Origin of the sequence: Anaeromyxobacter oryzae, assembly GCF_023169945.1 — a bacterium.
Lineage (GTDB): Bacteria > Myxococcota > Myxococcia > Myxococcales > Anaeromyxobacteraceae > Anaeromyxobacter > Anaeromyxobacter oryzae.
Genome location: NZ_AP025591.1, coordinates 2091205 through 2111078 on the forward strand (window position 1 = coordinate 2091205; position 19874 = coordinate 2111078).

Below are 19874 nucleotides of genomic sequence, written 5' to 3' on the forward strand. Positions count from 1 at the left end.
AACCCACCGTCGAAAGACGTCGATCACGCGGGCCGGATCCGCTGGATCCCGGCCGGCAAGGAGGTCGAACCTGGTTCGGTAGTGAGTCAGCATCGCGTTCCTCGATCGCGCGCTACGTCGCCGGAAGCGGCTTCAGCAGCTTTTGCTCGATGAGAACCTGGAACTGCGTCGCGACGCTCGCGGCGAGCGCACGGTCGCGCACCAGGACGCCCAGCTCGACGTTGGAATCGAGTGCCGCCTCGGTCAGGTTCGCAGACGTGATGAACACCGCCTCCTCGTCGACGACCACCGCCTTCGCATGCAGCACGCCGGCGGGCCCGTCGAGCTCGAGTGAACGAGGATCGTAGTAGACGGACGGACGCGCCTTTCCGGGCCACTCGTATTTCCAGAACCGGTCCGCGAACCGGCGCACCAGCTCGTCCGCCGGTGCTTGATCGCCCCTCTTCCGCTGGATGTTCAGGAGCAGCGTGACCCGCAAGTCCGGCACCGCATCCATTCGCGTCGCGAGCACCTCGAACGCCCGCGGACCATCGAAGAACGCGTACGTCGAAGCGAGAACGCGCCGTTCGCCGCTGCCGAGGAGCTCCTCGTACACACGTCGCGTGCTCCGCGCGTGAACGCCGTTCACCGCGGGCCCAGACCAGACGAGATCCGTCCGCGGAGCGCGGGCCTCGACCTTCGCCATGAGTTTGAGCATCTCCGCGATCGCGACCGCGGAAACACCCTGTCGATCCAGCGCGACCAATGCATCGCGGATCGCGTCGAGTCCCTGCCCCGTGCTCAACACGGACCGCAGGAGCGGAGGCGAGTACGGCGGCTCGATGACTCCCGTGCGCAGCGCTCCCGCGAGTCGCGAGCGAAGGTGAGGCGGCAGGTCGAGGAGCGTGTCCATCAGCGCCTCGTGAAGAAAGCCGCGCCGCTCTCGCCGAGCACCGGTACGACGAGCGCCCGGTCGAGATAGTCGTTCCGCATCTCGCACGAGGGCTCCGCGATGAGCGCGCAGCCGTGGCACGCGGCGCCGAGAAGCCAGCGGCCCTCCATGCTCTCCCCTGGCGAGTGATGTGCGCAGATCGGGTCGTGCGAGCAGAGCCGGCCGTTGCGCAAGGCGTGCGCGAGGTGCTCCTCGATCGCGCGCGCCTGCTGGACGAGCCCTCCGAGCGTCCCCTCCGCGTCGGGACTCCCCGTGTAGAGGAGAACGCCGAACCGGCCGCCCGGAACGTCCACGTAGATGCGCTCGCGGATCGAGCTCGCCGGATACCCGCAGCGGAGCGCGAGCGACTGGATCAGCAGGTGGGAGAGCGTGTGCAGCAACACGTAAGGCCCGCCGGGGAACGAGCGCGTCTTCCCCTTCTGGGTGGCCGCCCAGCGTGCGTGGCCTGCCATCAGGGACTCCACGCGATGCTTCACCTCGTCGCGCGCGAGCCATGCGTGGACGGCATCGGCTCGGAGCTGGACGAACAACCCCTCTCCCCGGTTCTCGACGGCCGGGAACCACCGGGGCTCGAGGGCGAGCTTCGCGGCCTTCACGTCGCTGTCGTACTCACCGTCGATGTCCCGGGTGAGCGCCTCGAACCTCGTGAAGCCGGTGAGCGCGACGACTTCGCGGAGACGGTGCAGCTGAACGACGGAGGCGATCGGCTCGGAGATCTTCCGGGATCGCCAGGCCTGCTCGGGAAGCCTCCTCGCGAAGAAGTCGGGGTCCGGGGGGACGTCCTCACCGTACCCCTCGGGAGCGGCGACGATGGCGTCCAGCTCCACCTGCTTCACGGGCTTCTCCTCCGGCTTCCCGTGCTTCACCCTGTGGATCGCGGCGAGCACGTCCTCGTCCGAATGGCCGTGGAGGCGATCCGCGACCTTCGGCTTCTTCTTGAACACCTTCAGCTCATCGCCGTTCTCGACGTTCTGCAGGTCGTCCCAGACATCGCGCACAGCGGTATCTATTGCGCTCGCGCGGTCGGGCAGCGACAGCACGCTCACCACGAGGGGGAAGTAGGCGTTCGACGCGGTGCGGATGAGGAGCCGAGCGACCTCGTTGCACGGCTCGGTGACGTTCCGCCCGAGCCACGGCATGCGCCCGGTACAATTCCCGAGCGGGCGCAGCTCGATCTGCGACGCCTCGTGCATGCCGCGGCTCTTCTTGCACTCGCACCGGACGGTGAGGTCGATGAGGTCCCCGCCGGTCCCGCTCTCGTGGAGGGTGAGCGGCTTGTAGCAGGAGCTGCCGGGCCCATGGACGAACTCGCGCCAGTCGATGTCGTCGACGTGGCCGTGACGGCACGCCCGCACGAACCGTGTCGCGACGACCGTGTACCCCTCGAACTTATTGTTCCCATCGAGCTCCGCGCGGCGAACAAGCCGGCGCGAGCGCGCGTGATCGTCGTCGCTCCGGTGCTGGACGAGGAACCACTCCGGAAACCTCCAGACGGAGATGCCCTTCAGCGGCTCCTGCGGGTCGTTCGTGTCGGGAGGGGGCGCGTAGAGCCGCGGCGCCTTCACTTGCGTCATGAGCTCGAGCTTGCGCGACAGACGCGGCTCGAGGACCTGCGTCAGGCTCCCCTCGTTGGGCCAACTGTCGAGGCCGCCGACGATGGCCGAGCTCGTCGGGAGGTCGATGAGCGCGCCCGGTCCGTACGTAGTGATGACTTGGCTTTGCCTCACCTGGCCGTGGGCCTTCTTGCTCATCGCCGCCCTCCGGACGGAGCTTCGGACAGATCGTGCAGGAAGAAGTTCACCGACGGCTCCACGTCTCGCAGCGAACGGTTCGTGCGGAACTTGCGGTGAGCTTCGGATTCGAACGCGGTCTCGAGCATGTCCCTGAGCAGCGGCTTCGGCCCCTTCAGCCCTTCGTACCGCTGGTACTGCATGTCGAGGCCGGCGGTGCGATAGGCCTCGTATACGGTCGTCCACGCGTCGAGCAGCTCGACCACCCGGCCCTGCACCGAGCGGAGCCGCTCCTCCAGCTCCGCGGCCTCGAACCCCTGCTGTCTCACGCGATCGCTGAACACGTCCACCAGCCGTTTCGCGAGTGCCGCCCGCGCCTCGCCGATCTTCTCCGCGCCCAACGGCACCGTCAGCCGGGGATCGACATGGCGTGCCAGCGCGACGAGCGCGCCGGCGAAGCCGCGGTCGAGCGCGCGCGCCGAGAACGGCGTCACGCTGCCACCTTCGACGGACCGGTAGAAGGTCTCGTGGTAATGGCGGAATCGTTCGTAGTGCGAACGGTCGCGCGGCTTGTGGATGTTGAGCAACGTGACGACGAGGCCCGGGCGCTCGTCGTCGCGCCCGACACGGCTCGTCGCCTGGATGTACTCCGCGTGGCTCTTCGGCTGGCCATTGACGACCATCAGCCCGAGCCTCGGCACGTCGAGGCCGACGGAGATCATGTTCGTGGCGATCGCGCAGTCGACGCGTTCTCTGTCGTGAGCGGAGAGCTCGAGTCGCCGCCGCGCGTCCGCGACCTGGTTCGTGGACATGCGGGACGTGAGCTCCACGACGCCCTGGAACGTCTTCCGGTCGTGGAACAGGCCGCGCTGCTCTCCGAAGCGCTTCCGCTGCCCGTATTCCTTGAGGGTGTTCTGGACCTCCTCCTCCAGGACCCGCCTGCCGCCCCCCAGCTCCCGGAGCGAGTTGAAGTACCCGAGCACCGTCATGTAGGGGTCGGCCGGGTTCTTCTCGTTCTGGTGACCTCCTGCGTCGCGGTATGCGCGCTCGGCGGCGCCCATCAGCGCGAGCACCACCTTGCGCATCAACGCCTTCGGATTGCGCCCCTGGGAGGCGATCCCGACATACCGACGCGCCGGCCGCTCCGACGGCGGTACCGTGTGCGCGAAGAACGAGTCGCGGCGGGATCGTCCGGGCGGAGGGAAGACCTGGGTGACCGCTCGACCGAAGAGCGATTGGATCTGGTCGTTCGCGCGACGGACCGTCGCGGTCGAGGCGACGATCTTCGGGCGAACGGGTCCGTTCGCGCCGGGACGCGTCGCGAGGGCTTCGATGGCAGTCTCGTAGAGCCCCGCCATCGTGCCGAGGGGACCAGCGATGAGGTGCAGCTCGTCCTGGATCACGAGGTCGGGTGGCGGCAGCGGTTTCTCGAGCCGCTTGCCCGTCCCTGGATCGGCGGCACCGTAGAACCCGTTCGCGTCGTGCCGCTCGGCCCCCCCGAGCAGCACGCCCGACGTGGCGACCCACGGCAGCGACGCGAACTTGTCCACGGTCGCGATGAGGAAGGCGGGGAGGCGGCGGTAGATGGGTTCGTCCACCGCGACGATGGGCAGGGGACGGTCGCGCGTGAACTCGCACTCGAAGTTGGCGCACGCGACCCGCAGCTCGATCGGGAAATCGTCGTTCGGTAACAGGCTGAACGAGTCGGGCGTGAAAGCTGCGCCGCACCAGGGACAGTTCTCGAGAGGGATGGGCGACGGCTTGAACCTCGGGTTTGCTTTGTACTGCTGCGTCTTCGCGCGCGCGGTGTCCTGGCGCTTGTCGCCCTTCTGGCCGAGGTGGTTCGGCGTGGCGGCCTTGCCGACCCAGAGACCGATCTCGAAGGGCCATTCGCCGTAGCGCTTCCTGTCCTGTTCCCGCTCCAGCTCGAGCGCGCAGACGAGCCCGGCCGCACGGGCGAGCTGGTCGAGCGTGAGCAGGCGGAGCGTGTAGCGCATGATGACGGTGGCGCCCGCACCCGTCAGCGCGCCCCTCTCGCGCAGGCGCCGCAGCACCATCGTGTAGGCCGCGAGGCCGAGGTACGCCTCGGTCTTGCCGCCGCCGGTCGGGAAGAACAGCAGATCGACGAGCTCGCGCTCGGCATCGTCGCGGTCGGAGATCCCGGGCAGGTTGAGAAGAATGAAGGCGAGCTGGAACGCTCGCCACCTCGGATCGTCCTGCTTCAGCCGCTTGCGCAAGGCGCGCGCCACCGCCCGGTTCGCGACGCGGAACGCGTCGAGCGCATCGCCGTCCGACGCGAGCACCGCGATCCCGCGCTCGATACGGGCGGCGGCGATTCTGGCGTTGGCGAGAAGCGCCTCCGCCGTCTCCCGGCGCGCGCCGGAGTGCTCGCCGAGTCGCGCCTTCTCCTCGTCGATCCAGGCGCGATACGCCCCGACGATCGGCTGCAGCGCGGCACGAGCGGCCGCCCCGTCGGGGAGCGCTCCGAGCCGGGTCATCGACAGCTCGACGCCTTCGATTTGGGTAGTGACCGTCTTCTCCACCTCGGCGTCCGGGATCCAACGGGTCCGGACGACGCTGCAGCTCCCGCCCTGCTTCTCCCAGTCCGCGGAGACGCCGTGCCCCGTCGCGTACTCGGGGCCGTCGGCGTAATGCAGGTCGGCGACCTGCTCGTCCCAGTCACCGCCCGAAAGCGAGCCACGAAGGTCCGGACGCGGCACGAAGGCGCAACCGCAACGCACCTCCAGCTCCGCCTGGAAGGCATACGCGAGGTCGGGGTTCTCCTCGTCCGGCTGCCTGCGGTTGATCAGGAATACCGAGATCGACCGGGTGCCCGCAGGCAGGCGGCCTACGACTTCGTCCCCCAGCACGGGATGCTCCACGAACTCGACTTCGAGGCCTCCGGAGTTCGGCACGGGCGTCGCCTTCCCGTGCTTCTCGGAGAGGTGGAGCGTGACGGGTTCAGCCCGCTGCCTCCGCTGCCACACGGGCACCGCCTTCCCGTCCTCTCCCCGGACCTCCGACGGCTCGTAGTCGCCCCATCGGACTGCGACCTCGAGTTTCGTCGTGTCCGCCGGCACGAGGAAAGAGAGACCGAGCGACGACGGGAAGAAAGCCTTCTTCGCCGCCTTGCGTTCTTCGTTCGTCTCCTCGACGGCGCCAGCCTCCTCCGGAACCTCTTCGAGGTCGTCATCCTCGTCGTCATCGCCCTTGCGATCAGGCGGCGTGGCCACTGGGATGATGAAGCCAGCGAGATACCAATTCGACGGGCGAAAGCGCCCAGGCAACTTCTCGTCGGCGTAGGCGTGCCCCGCCCAAGGCCCGACGAGGTCGAGCCGCAAGGCATCGACGATGCGGTCGCGCACCTCCAGTGAGTTGCCTGGCGCGTTCGGCTCGGCGATGTTCGTCATGAGAAGAGGTCCCCAGAATCCGGCGGCTTCGTCTTCTTTGACTTCGTCGTTGTAGCGTTCTTCCGCGCTTTCGGCGCGGCGCCGCCGTTCTTCGGCGCCGCGGTATTCGCGCGCTTCTTCGGCGCGGACTTCGGGGTAACGTCCGTCGCGGCGCCGGACCGGGTCTCCTCCTTCGCGCGCTCGGCGTTAAGTTCGAGGAGTCGGGCAAGGACTTCGTCGCGGACGTCATCGGGCCAGCGATAACGCCAAGGTTTCTTCTTGTCCCCCCATTCCTCCTCGTCGATCTCGTAGTCGAGGAGGAACTCGCACTCATTCGGGATGTCTGTCCAACCGTAGGCGTCCAGGACCGCTCGATCCATCGCGGCGTGCAGTTCCCGGAGCCTCAGGATGCCGGGGTCGCGTTCAGCGGGATCATGGAAGCGGTTGTAGGTTGTGGTCAGCCCTTGGTCGTTCGCGCGCATCAACTCAGCGCGAAACGCATAGTACTGCGCGCCCACATCACCAAGCAGCGCACGACTCGACACCATCGGCAGCGGAAACGTGTCAAAGCACACAGTTGTGTAACTCAGGGTGTCCTCTAGAGTCGTACCGATCACCCGCGCCCACGTCTCATGCAAACGGGACTGGAGCACTGCGAAGTCCCCATCACCGCTCAGCAGCAGCATCATCATGCGATCTTGAACAACAGTGCCTGCTCGCACGAACGCCAACGCGAGGTGCTGCGACACGCAGGAGAGCGTTAGGAGTTTGCCATTGCGCTGCAGGTAGGGTGCAGCTTCTTCGACCCTATTCGCATGCAGCCACCACTGCTCTCGATAGTTCCGCTGCTTGTTGTTCGCGCGCACGGGTCGCACGCGCTCCTCAACCAGCGCAAACAGTTCCTTCCACTTCTCGGCCTCTTCGCGCGGGCGTGCACCGAAATCGATTACGAACCGACTCGGGCTTTGAGTTGGGCTTGAGTTGAACTCCTCTCCGCCCAAGTACGCAAAGACAACTTCCTGGTTCCTCGGGTTGGCTTCCAGAAGCCGCCGCATGTCTTCCAGAGAAGAGGAGCCATTCGAGGGGCTCTCCTCAAACACGAACCCTGAGCCCCAGATCTTCGTTCCCCGAAAACACACATTCCGGTTGCTCGCGAGCGCCTTGGGGGTTGCATCAGCGCTTCCGGTTAACAGAAATGCGGAAATCCGTTCGACGGGCTTTCCGTCGAGAACAGGATCTGGCAACACGTCGCCCTTGCGGAGAAACACAACGCTCACGACTACAGCAGCATCCCCCGGCCACTGATAACGCTTGTACGCTTGATAGATGCTGGCGCCGCTCGCGAGGAGCGCTTCTAGGCCCGTAGATCGTGTATCGCCCTGAGCAACGGTGTTCGTTGCGATGAACCCACACGTGCCGTCCTCTCGCACGAGGTCGAACGATCTCCGCAGGAAGAACGCAACAAGATCCGCTAATCCGGTCGCGGGCGCGTGTAGCGCCACGACGTAGTCATGATATCGGAGCCCGAGCCTGCTCCCGATGAGCGTTCCCCCGAGAAACGGGGGATTCCCAACGAAGGCATCGAATCCAGGCCGCTCCCTCTCGAACACCTCCGGAAACTCGAGTTCCCAGTGAAACGGCACGAGTGGCGGATCCGCGCGCCGCCGTTCCTCGAGATTGTCCCTAAGCGCTCGGGTTTCCCGGGTGACGATGGCATTCCCGTACTCCGCCCGCTTTACCAGGCGCTGCTTCGCGTTGTCCCCGTCGAAGAACGCCGCGACCGCGAGGTCGCCGAGGAACCGCACCTCCGCGGTCTCGCGCTGCGCCTCGTCCCAGAGATCGCGCAGCACGAAGTCGAACGTGTCGTCCCCGGCCCCGCGGATCTGTGCGCGAAGGTTCGAGAAGTTCTTCAGGTGATCGCGGATCCGTACCGTCTCGATGCCCGCCTGGAACGCCGGCGCGTTCGCGTCCCAGTGGAACGCCTCGATCTGCTGTCGCGAGAGCCCGACCAGCGAGTCGCCGTGCCGGAGCGCGTGATCCAGGAAGGTGAGCGGGTGGTCCTTCGCAAGCGTCGCGAGCCACAGCGACACCTTCGCGAGGTCGACCGCGATCGGGTTCCGGTCCACGCCGTAAAGGCAGCGCTGAGCGACGAGCCGGCGCGCATGGATCCGCTCGTCCTCGTCAGGCGGAATGACCGGCAGCGCCCCGTGCGCGTGCCACGCCTCGACCAGCGCCTCGCCTAACTGGCGGCACGTCTCGACGAGGAAAGCGCCCGAGCCCATCGCCGGATCGCAGACCTTGAGGTCGAGGATCTGCTCGGGCCTCGGTGCCTTTCCGTCCGCTCCGCGGAGCCGCGCGAGGATGGGCTCAAGCGTCGTGCGGACGATTGGCTCGGTGAGCGCGCGCGGCGTGTAATGCGATCCCGACCTCCGCCGCTCCTCGCTGGGCTGGAGGACCATCGCGCCCTCCGGCACGATGTCGGGCGTCGCGTCGCGATCTATCAGCGCCGACAGCGCGGCGTGTAGGTCGTCGAGCGTTTCTGCCTCCTTCAGCGCGCGCGTGACGCCGTCCGGCACCTTCCTCGCAGCCTGCTCCTCGAGCCACTTCTTGCGCTCGCTGACCTTCACGGCGAGGAGCGCCTCGAGGCTGACCGTCGTCGGCGCCGACCACTTCTTCTGCGCCTTGATCGCGATCGAACGGCCGGTCGCGGTCTCGAGGCGGAACCCCATCATCGCCTGGTAGACGGAGCCGATCTCCTCCACGTCGAGCGCGCGGTAGGAGATCCGCTCGCCGTCGAGGACCAGGAGCTTCTCGAGCGCGCGGTAGATGGTCCCGTCCGGCACGAGCGGCGGCTCCACCCGCTCATGGATCTGCCGACCGCCCGACATCGGCCTGCCTTCGAGGAACGGAAAGCGGTTCGGATCGAACAAGACGCCGTGCCGGCGCGGCAGCTTCATCGGCCCGCTCTCGGCGCCGTCGTGCAGCATCCTGAACAGCACGACGAGCTGCGCCCACGCGCCGAAGCGCTGGTCCATCGTGTCGGGGTACAGCGCCGCGTCGGACCGGAGGCGCTCGTGCAGGCCGGCGAGGGAGTAGTACCGGAGGAATGCCTCGTCCTCCGGGAGCATGTCCCGCTCTTCCGCATAGAGGAGGAACACCAGCCGGAGAATGACGGTCAGGAGTCCGCGGTAGACCTCGTCCGGATGATCGTCGAGCGCCTCACGGAGGAGCGCGCCGCCCGACGCGTCGTGCGCCGCCTGGAAGCCGCGGAGCAGCTCGTACAGCGCGTGCAGAACCTGCTTCGCGAGCTGCTCGCTCACCTCGTTCTGGAACTTGCGGCTGTCCGAGAGGAGCGCGGCGAGCCGCTGCTGGCGAGGGAGGGCGAGGAGGCGCTGCTCGGAGAGGAGCAGCCGGAGCGCGGTCGAGATGGGACGCCCCGCCGTCTGGACCATGTCCTCGACCGCGAAGTCGACCCAGCCGGAGCTCTCGCCCCGCGGCGCCGAAACGAGCCGCAGCACCCGCCCGTTGAACAGCAGACCCGCTGGCACGTTCGTGTGCCGGAGCAGTCGCTCGAGCCGGCCGTGCGGCGACGCCTCGAGGCCTCCACCGGTTCGGACCACGCGGTCGAGGTCCTCGCCAGGCTCGAGGACCTGGACGAGGAGCTGCCACCCGCTCGCGCCCGCCTGCGGATCGAGCTCCCGCACCGCGAAATCGGGGCGGAGGGTCTCGTCGTGACCGGGGACGGGCGCGAGGAGTTCCGCCGGAATCGGGCTCTCGCTGGTTCCGGCATACGCCTTGGGCGAAAAGCTCCACCCGAGCACGGCCGACGCGAACGCGCGGAAGTCGGGCAGCCACGGCGCCGGCCCGTCCTTCGGATCGAACGTGCGCTCGGCGAGCGACGACCGGAGGAGCCGCTGCCCCTCCGAATCGCGCCGGTCGAGAATCGCGCCGGCGCGGACGAGCGCGGGCGCGGACACCACGAGCCCGGTCGGCTGGACGAACCCCATCCACTCGAGGTGCGCGAGAACCTGCGGATCGATGCGCGCCATCGTCAGTTCGTCTCCGGCCAGAGGTAGACCACGCCGACCGGCTCCACGCGGATGGCGCGGACCTCGTAGAACTCCCGCACGCGCCGGGGCTCCAGCTCGAGGTCGCGATCGAACTGCGCGAGGCGGGTCCGCCACGACTTCATGTTGGCTTCGACCTCCCGCTTCTCCTCGTCTCGGTAACCGAACGTGAGCTGTTCGAACTCGCCCTCGTGGCGGACGAGCTCCTCGCGGATGCGCTCGCGCTGAAGCTCGAGGACGGCACGCAGGTCCTTCGCCTCCCGGGCGCCGCGCTGCGCGAGCCGCTCCCTCGCGACGGCGGCGAGCTCCTCCGCGCGCGGTGCGAGCTGCGGGAGGAGTTCCTCGACATCCCGCGCCGCCGAATCGAGGAGGCGATGCTGGATCGTCTTGCCCGGCGCGTGGACGCCGTTCCCGAGCGAGCGCTCGAGCAGGTCGAGCGTCTTCGTCTCCGCCTCGCGCGCGTACGCCTGGAGCGGGCCGCTCCGGAGCGACGGTTCGGTCCAGCGCGCCGTGACGGGCACGACCTCCTCGTGCAGCCGCTCCGCGCCCGCGCCGTAAAGCGACAGACGCCCGAGCAGGATGACGCGCGGAATCGAATCGCCGGACTGGGCGAGACAGGCGCGCGAGAGATCGTGATGGATGAACCCCTGTGCCCGGAATCGCGCGAGGAGCCGCTGCGCGACGCGCTGCTCGAGATGGAGGTGGACGGTGTCCTCGGTCACCACGCCAGCGTCCTCGAAGACCACCGGACGAATCGGCGCCTCGCGGCGCCACTCGGCGACCTTCTGGTCCGCGCGGCGCGGCGGCCGGAGAGAATCGAGAGTCGCCGTCCAGCTCGGGTCGGCGTGCGCGCGGCGGTCGAGCGGCGGAAACCGCCAGATCGGGCGCCCCTGCTCGTCGCGCTCCTCGTCGAGGGGAGGCGCGCCGAGCAGCTCGAGCCCGCACGACAACGCGTCGCGGAACGAGGCCGGATCGAAGCGGGTCCAGGCGCGCGAGCCCTCGAGGAGCCCTCGGCACCGCTCGATCTGAGCCACGAGCTCCTCCCTGCGGTCGCGCGTGTCCTCCAGCTCGTCGACGACGACGCGCTTCGTCCCGGGATCGACGTCGGCCTTCTCGATCTCCTCCGCGAGGCGCTCGGCGTCGCGGTGGCGGATGCCGCGGCTCAACCGGCGCTCCACGTCGTCTTCGATGACCTTGGACAGGCTGCCCAGCTCCTTCCGGATGGTCTTCGTCTTGCGGACGAGGACCTCGAGCACCCTGTCCTCGACCCGCTGCGGCAGCGCGAAGTAATGGCAGCGGACCTCGTTCGCCGGCTGGAGCTTGCGATCGATGCGGCCGTTCCGCTGCTCGATGCGTCCGGGGTTCCACGGGAGGTCGAAGTGGAAGAGATCCGTGCAGTGCGCCTGGAAGTTCAGGCCCTCGCGAGCGGCGTCGGTGGCGAGGAGGATTCGCAGCGGGTCTTTCGACGGATCCGTGTTGAACCGCCGCTGGATCTCGCGGCGGCGCGTGCTGCTCGAGAGCCCGTCGATGACTTCGATGCGCTCCTCGGCGCGGTGGGTGCCCTCGATCGCCTGATCGAGGAGGTTCTTCAGCCAGCGCTTCGTCCCCTCGCGGTTCTCCGTGAAGATGAGGACGCGCCGGTCGTTCCACTTCGGCTCGCCGCGCGGGCGCCGCCCGAACTCCGGAAGGTCCGGGCAGAGGTTCTCGCGGATCCAGTCGAGCAGGACGCGCGCCTTCGCGTCGGGTTCGTGCCGATGCGCATCGGCGACGTCACGCATGCGATCCAGTAGATCGCGCTCGCGCGCCCAGAGCGCGTCGTCTCCCCCGCGAGGCGCCTCGGACTCGGCCTCCTCCGTCGCGGCAACGATCTGCGACAGCTCTTCGGCCTCGAGGTCCTCTCCCGCCCAGCCTGCGCGCTCGTCGTCCGCAGCGGGTGCGGACGAGAGGAGGTCGGTATCCGGCGCGACGGAGGCTTTCACCGCCGTGCCTTTCGCCCGCTGCCGCTCCACGGTCTCACGGTGGACCTTGAGCGTCCGGGCGAAGGCCTCTATCGATGACAGCAGCCGCTGCTGCAGGCCCACGACCAGGAGCCCTGCCGTCGCCTGCGCACGCCGCGGTGCATTCGCGAACCGCTCCTCGCGCGCGGTGCGGTACGCGTCCAGCAGGTTCGACAAGACCAGCTCCGGCGAATCCGGGGGAAGCCCGTCGACGACGTGCCGCACGATCTCGCGGTGCGGGAACCCGCCCTGAACCTCGCGGATGTCCTCCTTGATGCGGCGTACCATCACTTCCTCGAGCGCCTTCTTCCGCACCTTCACGCCGCGCGTGAAGCGATAGGGGTCGAGGAGCTCGAGCAGCGTCGAGAAGCTGTTCGAATGGCCGTTGTGCGGCGTCGCTGAGAGGAAGAGTCGGTGCTCGAACCGCCCGGCGAGGTCGCGGATCGCGCGCGTGAACTTCGTCTCGATGCCGTAGCGGCCGCCGCTCGATGGCGCGGCGTGATGCGCCTCGTCGAGCACGAGCAGGCTGCCCGGGAGCATCGGACCGAGCCACTCGCGCATGGGATCCGTGTACGCGGGATCGGCGAGCAGGTTGTGCGAGACGAGGAAGCGGCTGTGCGTCCGCCACGGGTTGACACCAAACCCGCGTTCCCGGCGCATCCTCGTGAGGTACGCGCGATCGAGGATCTCGAACACGAGGCCGAAGCGCTCCTCGAGCTCCGCCTTCCACTGTTCGAGCACGGACGGCGGCGCGGCGACGACGATGAACTTGGCCTTCTTCCGGAGCAGCAGCTCGCGCGCGATGAGACCCGCCTCGATCGTCTTTCCGAGGCCGGTGTCGTCCGCGATGAAAAGGTTCACGCGCGGGAGGCGCAGCGCCTTGCGCAGCGGCTCCATCTGGTACGCGTCGATCTTGATCCCGGCGCGGAACGGCGACTGGAAAAGGTTCGGATCCGTCGCGGTGACGCAGTTCCAACGCAGGGTGTTCAGGAAGGCAGCGAATCGGCGCGGCGGGTCGAACCCCTTCTTCGCGAGGTCGGTCCAGCCCTCGATCTCCAAGATGCGCCGGTCGATCTCGTAGTTCCAGTAGACCTCGAGCGACTGCCCCTGCGCGTCGTCGTCGGCGCACGCGAGCCGGACCACGGGCGATTGGCCGTCCGCGGGCGGCGTGACTTCCTCGACGAGCCAACGGCGCGAGCGGACCTGCACCAGTTCGCCCGGCGCAGGATTCCGCTCCGGCAAGGACTCGGGCTCCGGGGCGCGCTTCACGACCGCTCCCGGGCGGCGTTTCTGCTCGCTGAAAGTCTCTGTTCCCACCGCTGCGAGCTCCTCGCCGCGCGGGCGGACGTGTTCGGGTGAAGGCACGGCATCTGTGGAATTCTCACGACGACATCACGCTCCTTCGTGAACGTCTGATCGCGTAGTGCGGCAGGTCCGCGCGGGATTCCCCTTCGCCCCGGGTGCGGCTGGCGATAGTACACCTCGCGCGGACGCGAGTGCGCCGGGGCAGCGATCGAGCACGTCCCGGCCCGGTCGCATGATTTCGGTACTCGACCTTGATGGCCGTTGCCTCAGATAGACGTGACCCCGCACTTCGCGTCCGCGCTGCGGCGGGTGGGCCATGCCGAGCACACAGGCACTCACCGCCTTGGTTGGATGCGAAACTTGCAGGATCCGAAGCGGGGCCGAGAATCCTCGCCCATGTACGGTCCCGGCATCCTGGCTCGCTCGATGAGCGCAGCCGCGCCGTTCGGAAAGAGTGGCGCCGAGTGGCAGTACCATCCTCGCTCCGATCGGCACTCGAAGATCGCGTGCTGGGGCGTCCTGTTCGATTTGCTGCAGCACTGTCCGACGCTGGTTCGGCAGATCGAGGATGGAACGATCGCGTTCGGCATCAACCACGAGATGAAGGATTTCAGGTTGGACCGGAAGAAGAACCTCGATCTCGTGCTCTGCACGCCGCGGTCACCCAGCGCGGATGCGCCAGCGCCGCCGGTTAGGAGCTTCCGGGCGCTCGTGGACAAGTACGGGATCCTTCTGTCGCCCGAGGAACGCGCCTTATTGAACACGCTACCCGACCTTCCTGCCGCGCCTGTCGGAGCGGTGCACGTCGCGCTCGAAGCGAAGGCGTGCATGACGGAGCACATGAAGGCGCGCCCCAGGCTCTACGACGAACTGAACTCCAGCCACGCGACGATCCACGGCAACAGCGACAAGGCGATTGCCGTCGGGTTCGTGATGGTGAACATGGCCGCGGTTTTCCGCAGCCCCACTGCGCGCGAACTCTCGAAGCACCGCCAACCGGATGTCACGGAGAAGGTCATCGAGAAGGTGAAACAGCTACCTCGCCGCGCGAGCCCGAAGGAGGACGGCTTCGACGCGATGGCGATCGTGGTCGTCCGGTGCCAGAACGATCGCACTCCCGTCGAGCTCGTCACGGACGCGCCAGCTCCGCAGCCCGGCGACATCTTTCACTACGACGCCATGGTCCAGCGACTCGCGGACCTCTACTCGTGGCGACAGCAGTGAAGATCACGCGGCGTTCGCCACGAAACGGCGGAGCTTGGCGGCGACGTGGGCAGGCCGCTCGTCCAACTGGCACTCCCAGACGACGAGAAGCCTGAAGCCCTCCGCGCGCAGCGCCCTCGCCAACCTTCGGTCACGTTCCACGTTGGCGGCGAACTTCTCGGTCCACAGGTCGCGGTTCCGCTTCGGCAGAGTCGCCCGCGCGCACCCCGCGTGGCGATGCCAGAAGCATCCATTCACTTGAATCGCCCATCCACCCTTGATGCTCACCACGTCCGGCGAGCCAGGCAGGCGGCGCTTCGTCGAACGAACCCGAATCCCGAGGTCTCGCAAGATTGCACGGAGCTGCTGTTCGGGCGTCGTGTCTCGCCGCCGAACGCGGGCCAGCCGGATGGACGTCTCTTCGTCGACGTTCCACGGCGGCCGACCGGGCCGCGTCTTCCGGCTTTGGCGCGTCATGCCGCGACCGCGGCTTCCATTCAGGTGCGATTCGACTGCCGCGAGGAACCGTTCGGGAAACGCAACCTTCCACTGCGAGCACGGCTCAAGAATCCTGCAGTGGCCTTCGCCGAGGGCAGCTCCGGCTCGAACTTCAGGAACCGATGCAACGGCCGGGCGCGCCGACGTACGGGCCATGCGGACACCGGCGCCGCAAACCGCCCGTTTCCCACGTCCCAGGCCCCGCGAGGCCAGGGACTGCCAGGCTTCAAGGGGCGGTCGTTCCTCGGGCAGTACCGCCCCGGCGTCGCCAACATCCTTCCGAGCCACGCAGCGACGTCGACCGTGACGGCATTGCCGACGAGTTTCCACCGGTGCCCCCGCTTCGCGACGCACTCCGCGGGCTTCGTCCAGTCGACCTCAAACCCCTGCGGGCGCTCGAGGTCGCGGAGGTCCGGCGGTATCTCCCTACCTTCGCGCCTACCACGATCCGCTGGCTCCGAATCAGCCTCTTATCGAGCAGCATCACGCCTCCGGCTCCTCGTCCTCGTCTTCCTCTTCGCCTTGTTCCAGCCGGTCGTCTTCGAGGAGCTGCGCGTAGGGAACTACCTCGTCAGCGTTCGTCTCCCACGGCCGCTTCACTCGGTTCCGCAAGTCGTAGGCGTTGACGATGTGCTTGATCAGGCCGTTCAGGTCGTAGAGATCCTTCGGTCTCCCGAACTGCGGCGGGGTATCCGCCATGTCGAAGAACAGAACCTCGCCGGCGTGCTTCCCAGTGTGCTCGTAGAGCCCGACGAAGCCGCGCTCGAAGAGCTGTGCTTCGTCGCGAGGCGATTGGCGATTCATCCGATGCCGAAGCACCGTTACGACTTGCGCGAACGAGGACCAACTGCTCTTCTTCTTGTTGCGGTCCCCGTCGTCGCATGCGTCGATCGGAAGGAGTAGGACCGCCACGAGGACCGCGAATGGCTGGCGGTCGTGGTAGTCCATCGCCTCCGCTCGGAGTTCGTTGTCGAGTCGCGTCGGGTTTTTCGTGTACCGCTTCGTCTTCCCGTCCCGGAAGTTGAGCGTCTTGATGCTGACGCCTAGGCCGAGACCGAGCTGCGGGGTCGAGTAGTTCACGTCGAGCTTCTTGACGCCCTTGCCAGTGCGCGCGGGTGACTCGCCGCCCGTCCCGTCCGGGTTCGGCAGGATGGGAGGGAAGAACTTGCGCAGCTTCGACGCGATGAAGACCGCCGCGCCCGCTGAGAGGCGCACTGCGTAGCCGTGCTTGGCCTTGCGGGCGTCGCCGTCGTCCGGACGCGGCTTGGCGGCTTCGAACACGTGCTCGAATGAGTCGATCGGGCCGTGCGTCGTGATGAATTGTTGGATAACGGACGGTTTCTTCGGCTTCTTCGCCTTCGCCATGCTGGGCATTTCAGCAGGCCGCGACCGAACGTCAACAAAGGCGGTTCGCGAGGTCCTGCGCCACCCGGCGCGAGTCCCTCTCGACCTGGCACTCCCAGACGACTACCACCCGAAACCCGAGCCGGCGCAGCGCGGCCACGGAAGCACGGTCCCTCTGCGTGTTCGCGCTGAACTTCGCGATCCAGAACTCACGGTTCCGCTTAGGAACCGTCGCGCGAGGGCAGCCGCGGTGCGCGTGCCAGAAGCAGCCATGAACGAACACCGCCCATCGCTTCGATCTGTTAACGATGTCGGGCGATCCGGGCAGGTCTCTCGCTCCGACTCGGAACCGGAGCCCGAGACCGTGCAGGATCTGCCGCACGAGCAACTCGGCCGACGTGCCGTGCTGGCGTATCCGGCCGAGGCGGATGGAGGTCGCCTCGTCCACGACGAGCTTCTTGCGAAGCAGCTCGGGGGACGATCGTGACGCGGCCGCGCGGCGACGCATTGCCCCTATGCGGCGGCTGAGGACCGGGCGGCTCGTACGCGATCTACGTGTGCCTCGACCGTGTCGAGGAACCAGGGCTCGAACTTCAGCTTGCTCGCACGAGCCCGCTTCAGAAACCCGGCCGCGGCCTTCTCGGAGAGGTCGGTCGCTTCCTTCACGAACTTCGCTAGCGGCTTGCGACGGCGCTGCACAGGCCAGGACGACACGTTCGCGTGGAAGCGACCAGATCCAACGTTGTAAGCCGCTCTAGGCCAAGGAGCGCCGTCGTACAGACGTACATCGCCGCGCGGAACGTACTCGCCCGGATTGGCGAACTGCTTGCCGATCCAATGCGCCACGTGGACCGTGACGGCGTTCCCGACGAGCTTCCAGCGTGCGCTCTTCCTGGCCACAGCCTCGGCGGCCTTAGTCCAATCCCGCTTGAACCCCTGCAGCCGCTCGGCATCCCGAATGCCGGGGGTCACAACTCTGCCCTCGGGCATCACGATCGCCGGAGGCGACGGAATCCCGATCGTTGACCCCCCTTTCAGCGTGGGAACGCAGTCCACGCCCCATCCCAGACCGCGAGTCCCCTCCGTCCAGTAGAAGCCGCAGGCAACGTCCCTCGGCGTCTCCTTCGGCTCCCCGGGCTCTCCGGCATCCTCCGCGAAGAGGATGTCTCTCGGGTCCTCGTCCGGTAATGTCGCGAGCGTGGCGACGAGGAAGACGCGCTCTCTGCGCTGGGGCACCCCGAACGCCCGCGAGTCGATGACGCGGTAGGCCCACTTGTACCCGAGCGTCTCCAGGGTCGTGACGATGACGTTCAGCGCCTCGCCCCGGGCGAGTTGGAGCATGAACGGGACGTTCTCCAGGAGGACGAACTTCGGGCGGTGCTTCGTCTTCGCGACGGTGCCGTCCTCCTTCAACCCGAGGAGCCGGAACACCTGCCCGACTAGCCCTGAGCGCGCCCCTGCGATGCCGGCCGTCTTTCCGGCCTGGCTCAGGTCCTGGCACGGAAACCCAGCGGCGACGAGGTCGGTCTTGCGTGGAAGCTTGTTCAGCTTCGTCACGTCCTTCGGCCGCGACTTGACGTGAGGGAACTTCGCGGCAAGCACGGCGCGTGCGGCGAGATCGTTCTCACACAGAAGAAGCGTCTCGTGGTGAGCGCGCCGCAGGCCCTCTTCGAGTCCACCGATGCCGGCGAAGAGACCAGCGACGCGCAGCTTGCGCGCCTTCTTCAAGCGACGGCGAACACGACGAGACGGGGACACAGGCTCGCCCACTGTGGTGGGAAGAACGAGCTGAAGATCTGGAGTGCCGGGAAGGTCGGTCGTCATGGTCTGCGCGAAGGCTGGCATCGTACCCTACCCCCGCACCCTGACACCGCGGCCGGGCGCACGGACCCCCGGCTGCCCATTGCGCGTCGCGCCCCGCCCGACTGCTCTCGAACCCACCGCTTCCTCCATTTCCTGCAATGGATCGCGGCTCGACCGAGATCGACCGCTGTCGAAAAACACGTCGAGCGCGAGGATCGCCTTGCGCTTCAGCGATCACCCGCGCTCGACCGTGTTGAACCTACGTCGTCGGACCGTCCGTGGTCCCGATTCGAGTCCCGTGCGGCGACGAAGTACACACGCCCGCGCCGCTGCGGGAGCCGAATGCACGGGTGTCGATCACCCGGTACGCCCACTAGCCGAGGTGCTCGAGCGCAGGTTCCGAGGAGCGAGGCCGAGGAGAGATTCGGTCCAGCAAGCCGCCATGTTCGAGGAAGTGGCCCTCGCGGTCGTGGACTTCTCCGCGACACCTCGGGTTCTTCATCCCACGTTCCCGAGCCCTGGATCGGGGCTTCGCGTCGACAACTTCTTCGAGAAGCTCGCAGCGCGATTCCGCGAGCGGAACAGGTTCCTCTACGCGAGCTTCCGAGTCCCACCCGAATGTCGCTGGAGGCTGCCGACGACTGGTTCCTGGTATGGTCTGCCGGTGGCTCGAGGCCTCTCAGGCGCTGACCAAGACCAACTCCGCGCGGCGGCCATCGCCTACATCCTCGAGCAGGAACGCCGCCACGGCGTTCTTCCTTGGCCACTCATCCGCGAGGGCTTCACCTTCCGCGGCGAAAACATCCTCGTCGCGAACAGACCGCGCGGCATCTTCTGGCCAGCCCAGCTGAAGACGGGTGCGCTGTCGATCAAGACCAGCGTTCCTCGCGCGGGTCGCGTTCGTCGGTACGACGACGAGATCGGCGGCGAAGCGCCGTACTTCAGATACGCGTACCAGGGCGACGATCCCTCGAACCGTGACAACACCGCGCTCCGCGCGTGCCTACGCTCCGGGCTTCGGATCATCTATTTCTACGGTGTCGCGGAATCCGTCTATCGCCCATTCATCTGCGAGGTCATCGACGAGGATCCGAGTGCGAGGGTGTTCCACGTAGCTCCCGTCGCTGCCGCGTCGGCCGCCATGGCGTCCGAGCGCGGTTCGGCGATCGGCTCGACCACCATCGAACGCAGGTACTCCATCGGCGAGGTCCGGCGGCGGCTCCACCAGGACAAGTTCAGGGAAGCGGTCCTCGGCGCATACGAGAGCCGCTGTGCGATATGCCGACTCCGCCACGTCCAGCTGCTGGACGCGGCGCACATCGTCCCGGACGCGGAGCGGCTCGGCGAAGCGAAGGTCCCGAACGGCCTCACTTTGTGCAAGCTGCACCACGCTGCGTTCGACTCACAGCTCCTCGGTATCACTCCCGATCGCGTCGTCATGCTCCGGCGCGACCTCCTCGTCGAACGAGACGGCCCCATGCTGGAGCACGGTCTCCGCGCGTTCCATCGCCATCCGCTGACCCTTCCGCCTAACCGCGACGACTGGCCCGACGGTGCGCTGCTCGAAGAGCGGTGGAAACGATTCGCGGTCTGAATCGGGTCGATCG

11 protein-coding genes are annotated in these 19874 nt (G+C 67.4%); 2 read left to right on the plus strand and 9 right to left on the minus strand.

Annotation, left to right across the window (positions count from 1 at the left end; genetic code table 11):
- Positions 1-112 precede the first annotated feature (112 nt).
- Genes drmC through drmD form a run of 5 tightly spaced genes read right to left on the minus strand, consistent with a single transcriptional unit; the run spans position 113 to position 13383 of the window.
- Positions 113-892 (minus strand): DISARM system phospholipase D-like protein DrmC, encoded by a 780-nt coding sequence (gene drmC / locus AMOR_RS09165; RefSeq protein ID WP_248362490.1) that lies wholly within the window; start codon positions 890-892, stop codon positions 113-115.
- Entirely contained in the window at positions 892-2682 is a 1791-nt protein-coding gene (drmB, locus tag AMOR_RS09170; protein WP_248360506.1) for a DUF1998 domain-containing protein, read from the minus strand. The genes drmC and drmB overlap by 1 nt, the downstream gene beginning before the upstream one ends.
- On the minus strand, positions 2679-6071 hold the full coding sequence (drmA, locus tag AMOR_RS09175) for a DISARM system helicase DrmA (protein ID WP_248360507.1): 3393 nt from the start codon (positions 6069-6071) through the stop codon (positions 2679-2681). The genes drmB and drmA overlap by 4 nt, the downstream gene beginning before the upstream one ends.
- On the minus strand, positions 6068-10099 hold the full coding sequence (locus AMOR_RS09180) for an Eco57I restriction-modification methylase domain-containing protein (RefSeq protein ID WP_248360508.1): 4032 nt from the start codon (positions 10097-10099) through the stop codon (positions 6068-6070). Before AMOR_RS09180 ends, drmA begins: the two co-directional genes overlap by 4 nt.
- A gap of 2 nt (positions 10100-10101) precedes the next feature.
- Entirely contained in the window at positions 10102-13383 is a 3282-nt protein-coding gene (gene drmD, locus AMOR_RS09185) for a DISARM system SNF2-like helicase DrmD (RefSeq protein ID WP_248360509.1), read from the minus strand.
- Positions 13384-13815: 432 nt separating this feature from the next.
- Between drmD and AMOR_RS09190 the strand changes: the two genes are divergently transcribed.
- Positions 13816-14643: a hypothetical protein gene (locus tag AMOR_RS09190; RefSeq protein WP_248360510.1), complete on the plus strand. Its 828-nt coding sequence runs from the start codon at positions 13816-13818 to the stop codon at positions 14641-14643.
- Between the two features lie 3 nt (positions 14644-14646).
- Here AMOR_RS09190 and AMOR_RS09195 read toward each other — a convergent pair whose 3' ends face one another.
- The 4 genes from AMOR_RS09195 to AMOR_RS09210 all read right to left on the minus strand — a co-directional run bounded on the left by AMOR_RS09195 (position 14647) and on the right by AMOR_RS09210 (position 18288).
- Positions 14647-15276 carry a hypothetical protein gene (locus tag AMOR_RS09195; protein WP_248360511.1) on the minus strand — a complete coding sequence of 210 codons (630 nt, stop codon included), beginning with the start codon at positions 15274-15276 and terminating at the stop codon, positions 14647-14649.
- Positions 15277-15603: 327 nt separating this feature from the next.
- Positions 15604-16485, minus strand: coding sequence for a hypothetical protein (locus AMOR_RS09200; protein WP_248360512.1), 882 nt, complete (start codon positions 16483-16485; stop codon positions 15604-15606).
- Positions 16486-16516: 31 nt separating this feature from the next.
- The gene (locus AMOR_RS09205; protein WP_248360513.1) at positions 16517-16912 is read right to left on the minus strand and encodes a very short patch repair endonuclease; all 396 of its coding nucleotides are present in this window, start codon (positions 16910-16912) and stop codon (positions 16517-16519) included.
- 65 nt (positions 16913-16977) lie between these two features.
- Entirely contained in the window at positions 16978-18288 is a 1311-nt protein-coding gene (locus AMOR_RS09210) for a DNA cytosine methyltransferase (protein ID WP_248360514.1), read from the minus strand.
- Between the two features lie 421 nt (positions 18289-18709).
- On the opposite strand from AMOR_RS09210, the gene AMOR_RS09215 reads away from it, so the two are divergent.
- On the plus strand, positions 18710-19861 hold the full coding sequence (locus tag AMOR_RS09215) for an HNH endonuclease (RefSeq protein WP_248360515.1): 1152 nt from the start codon (positions 18710-18712) through the stop codon (positions 19859-19861).
- The last annotated feature ends 13 nt before the right edge of the window (positions 19862-19874 follow it).

Excerpts from the sequence above, each read along its gene's own strand:
- drmC (WP_248362490.1), bottom strand. The coding sequence starts at position 892 with ATGGACACGCTCCTCGACCTGCCGCCTCACCTTCGCTCGCGACTCGCG.
- drmB (WP_248360506.1), bottom strand. The coding sequence starts at position 2,682 with ATGAGCAAGAAGGCCCACGGCCAGGTGAGGCAAAGCCAAGTCATCACT.
- drmA (WP_248360507.1), bottom strand. The coding sequence starts at position 6,071 with ATGACGAACATCGCCGAGCCGAACGCGCCAGGCAACTCACTGGAGGTG.
- AMOR_RS09180 (WP_248360508.1), bottom strand. The coding sequence starts at position 10,099 with ATGGCGCGCATCGATCCGCAGGTTCTCGCGCACCTCGAGTGGATGGGG.
- AMOR_RS09190 (WP_248360510.1), top strand. The coding sequence starts at position 13,816 with ATGTACGGTCCCGGCATCCTGGCTCGCTCGATGAGCGCAGCCGCGCCG.
- AMOR_RS09195 (WP_248360511.1), bottom strand. The coding sequence starts at position 15,276 with ATGGCCCGTACGTCGGCGCGCCCGGCCGTTGCATCGGTTCCTGAAGTT.
- AMOR_RS09200 (WP_248360512.1), bottom strand. The coding sequence starts at position 16,485 with ATGGCGAAGGCGAAGAAGCCGAAGAAACCGTCCGTTATCCAACAATTC.
- AMOR_RS09210 (WP_248360514.1), bottom strand. The coding sequence starts at position 18,288 with ATGACGACCGACCTTCCCGGCACTCCAGATCTTCAGCTCGTTCTTCCC.
- AMOR_RS09215 (WP_248360515.1), top strand. The coding sequence starts at position 18,710 with ATGTTCGAGGAAGTGGCCCTCGCGGTCGTGGACTTCTCCGCGACACCT.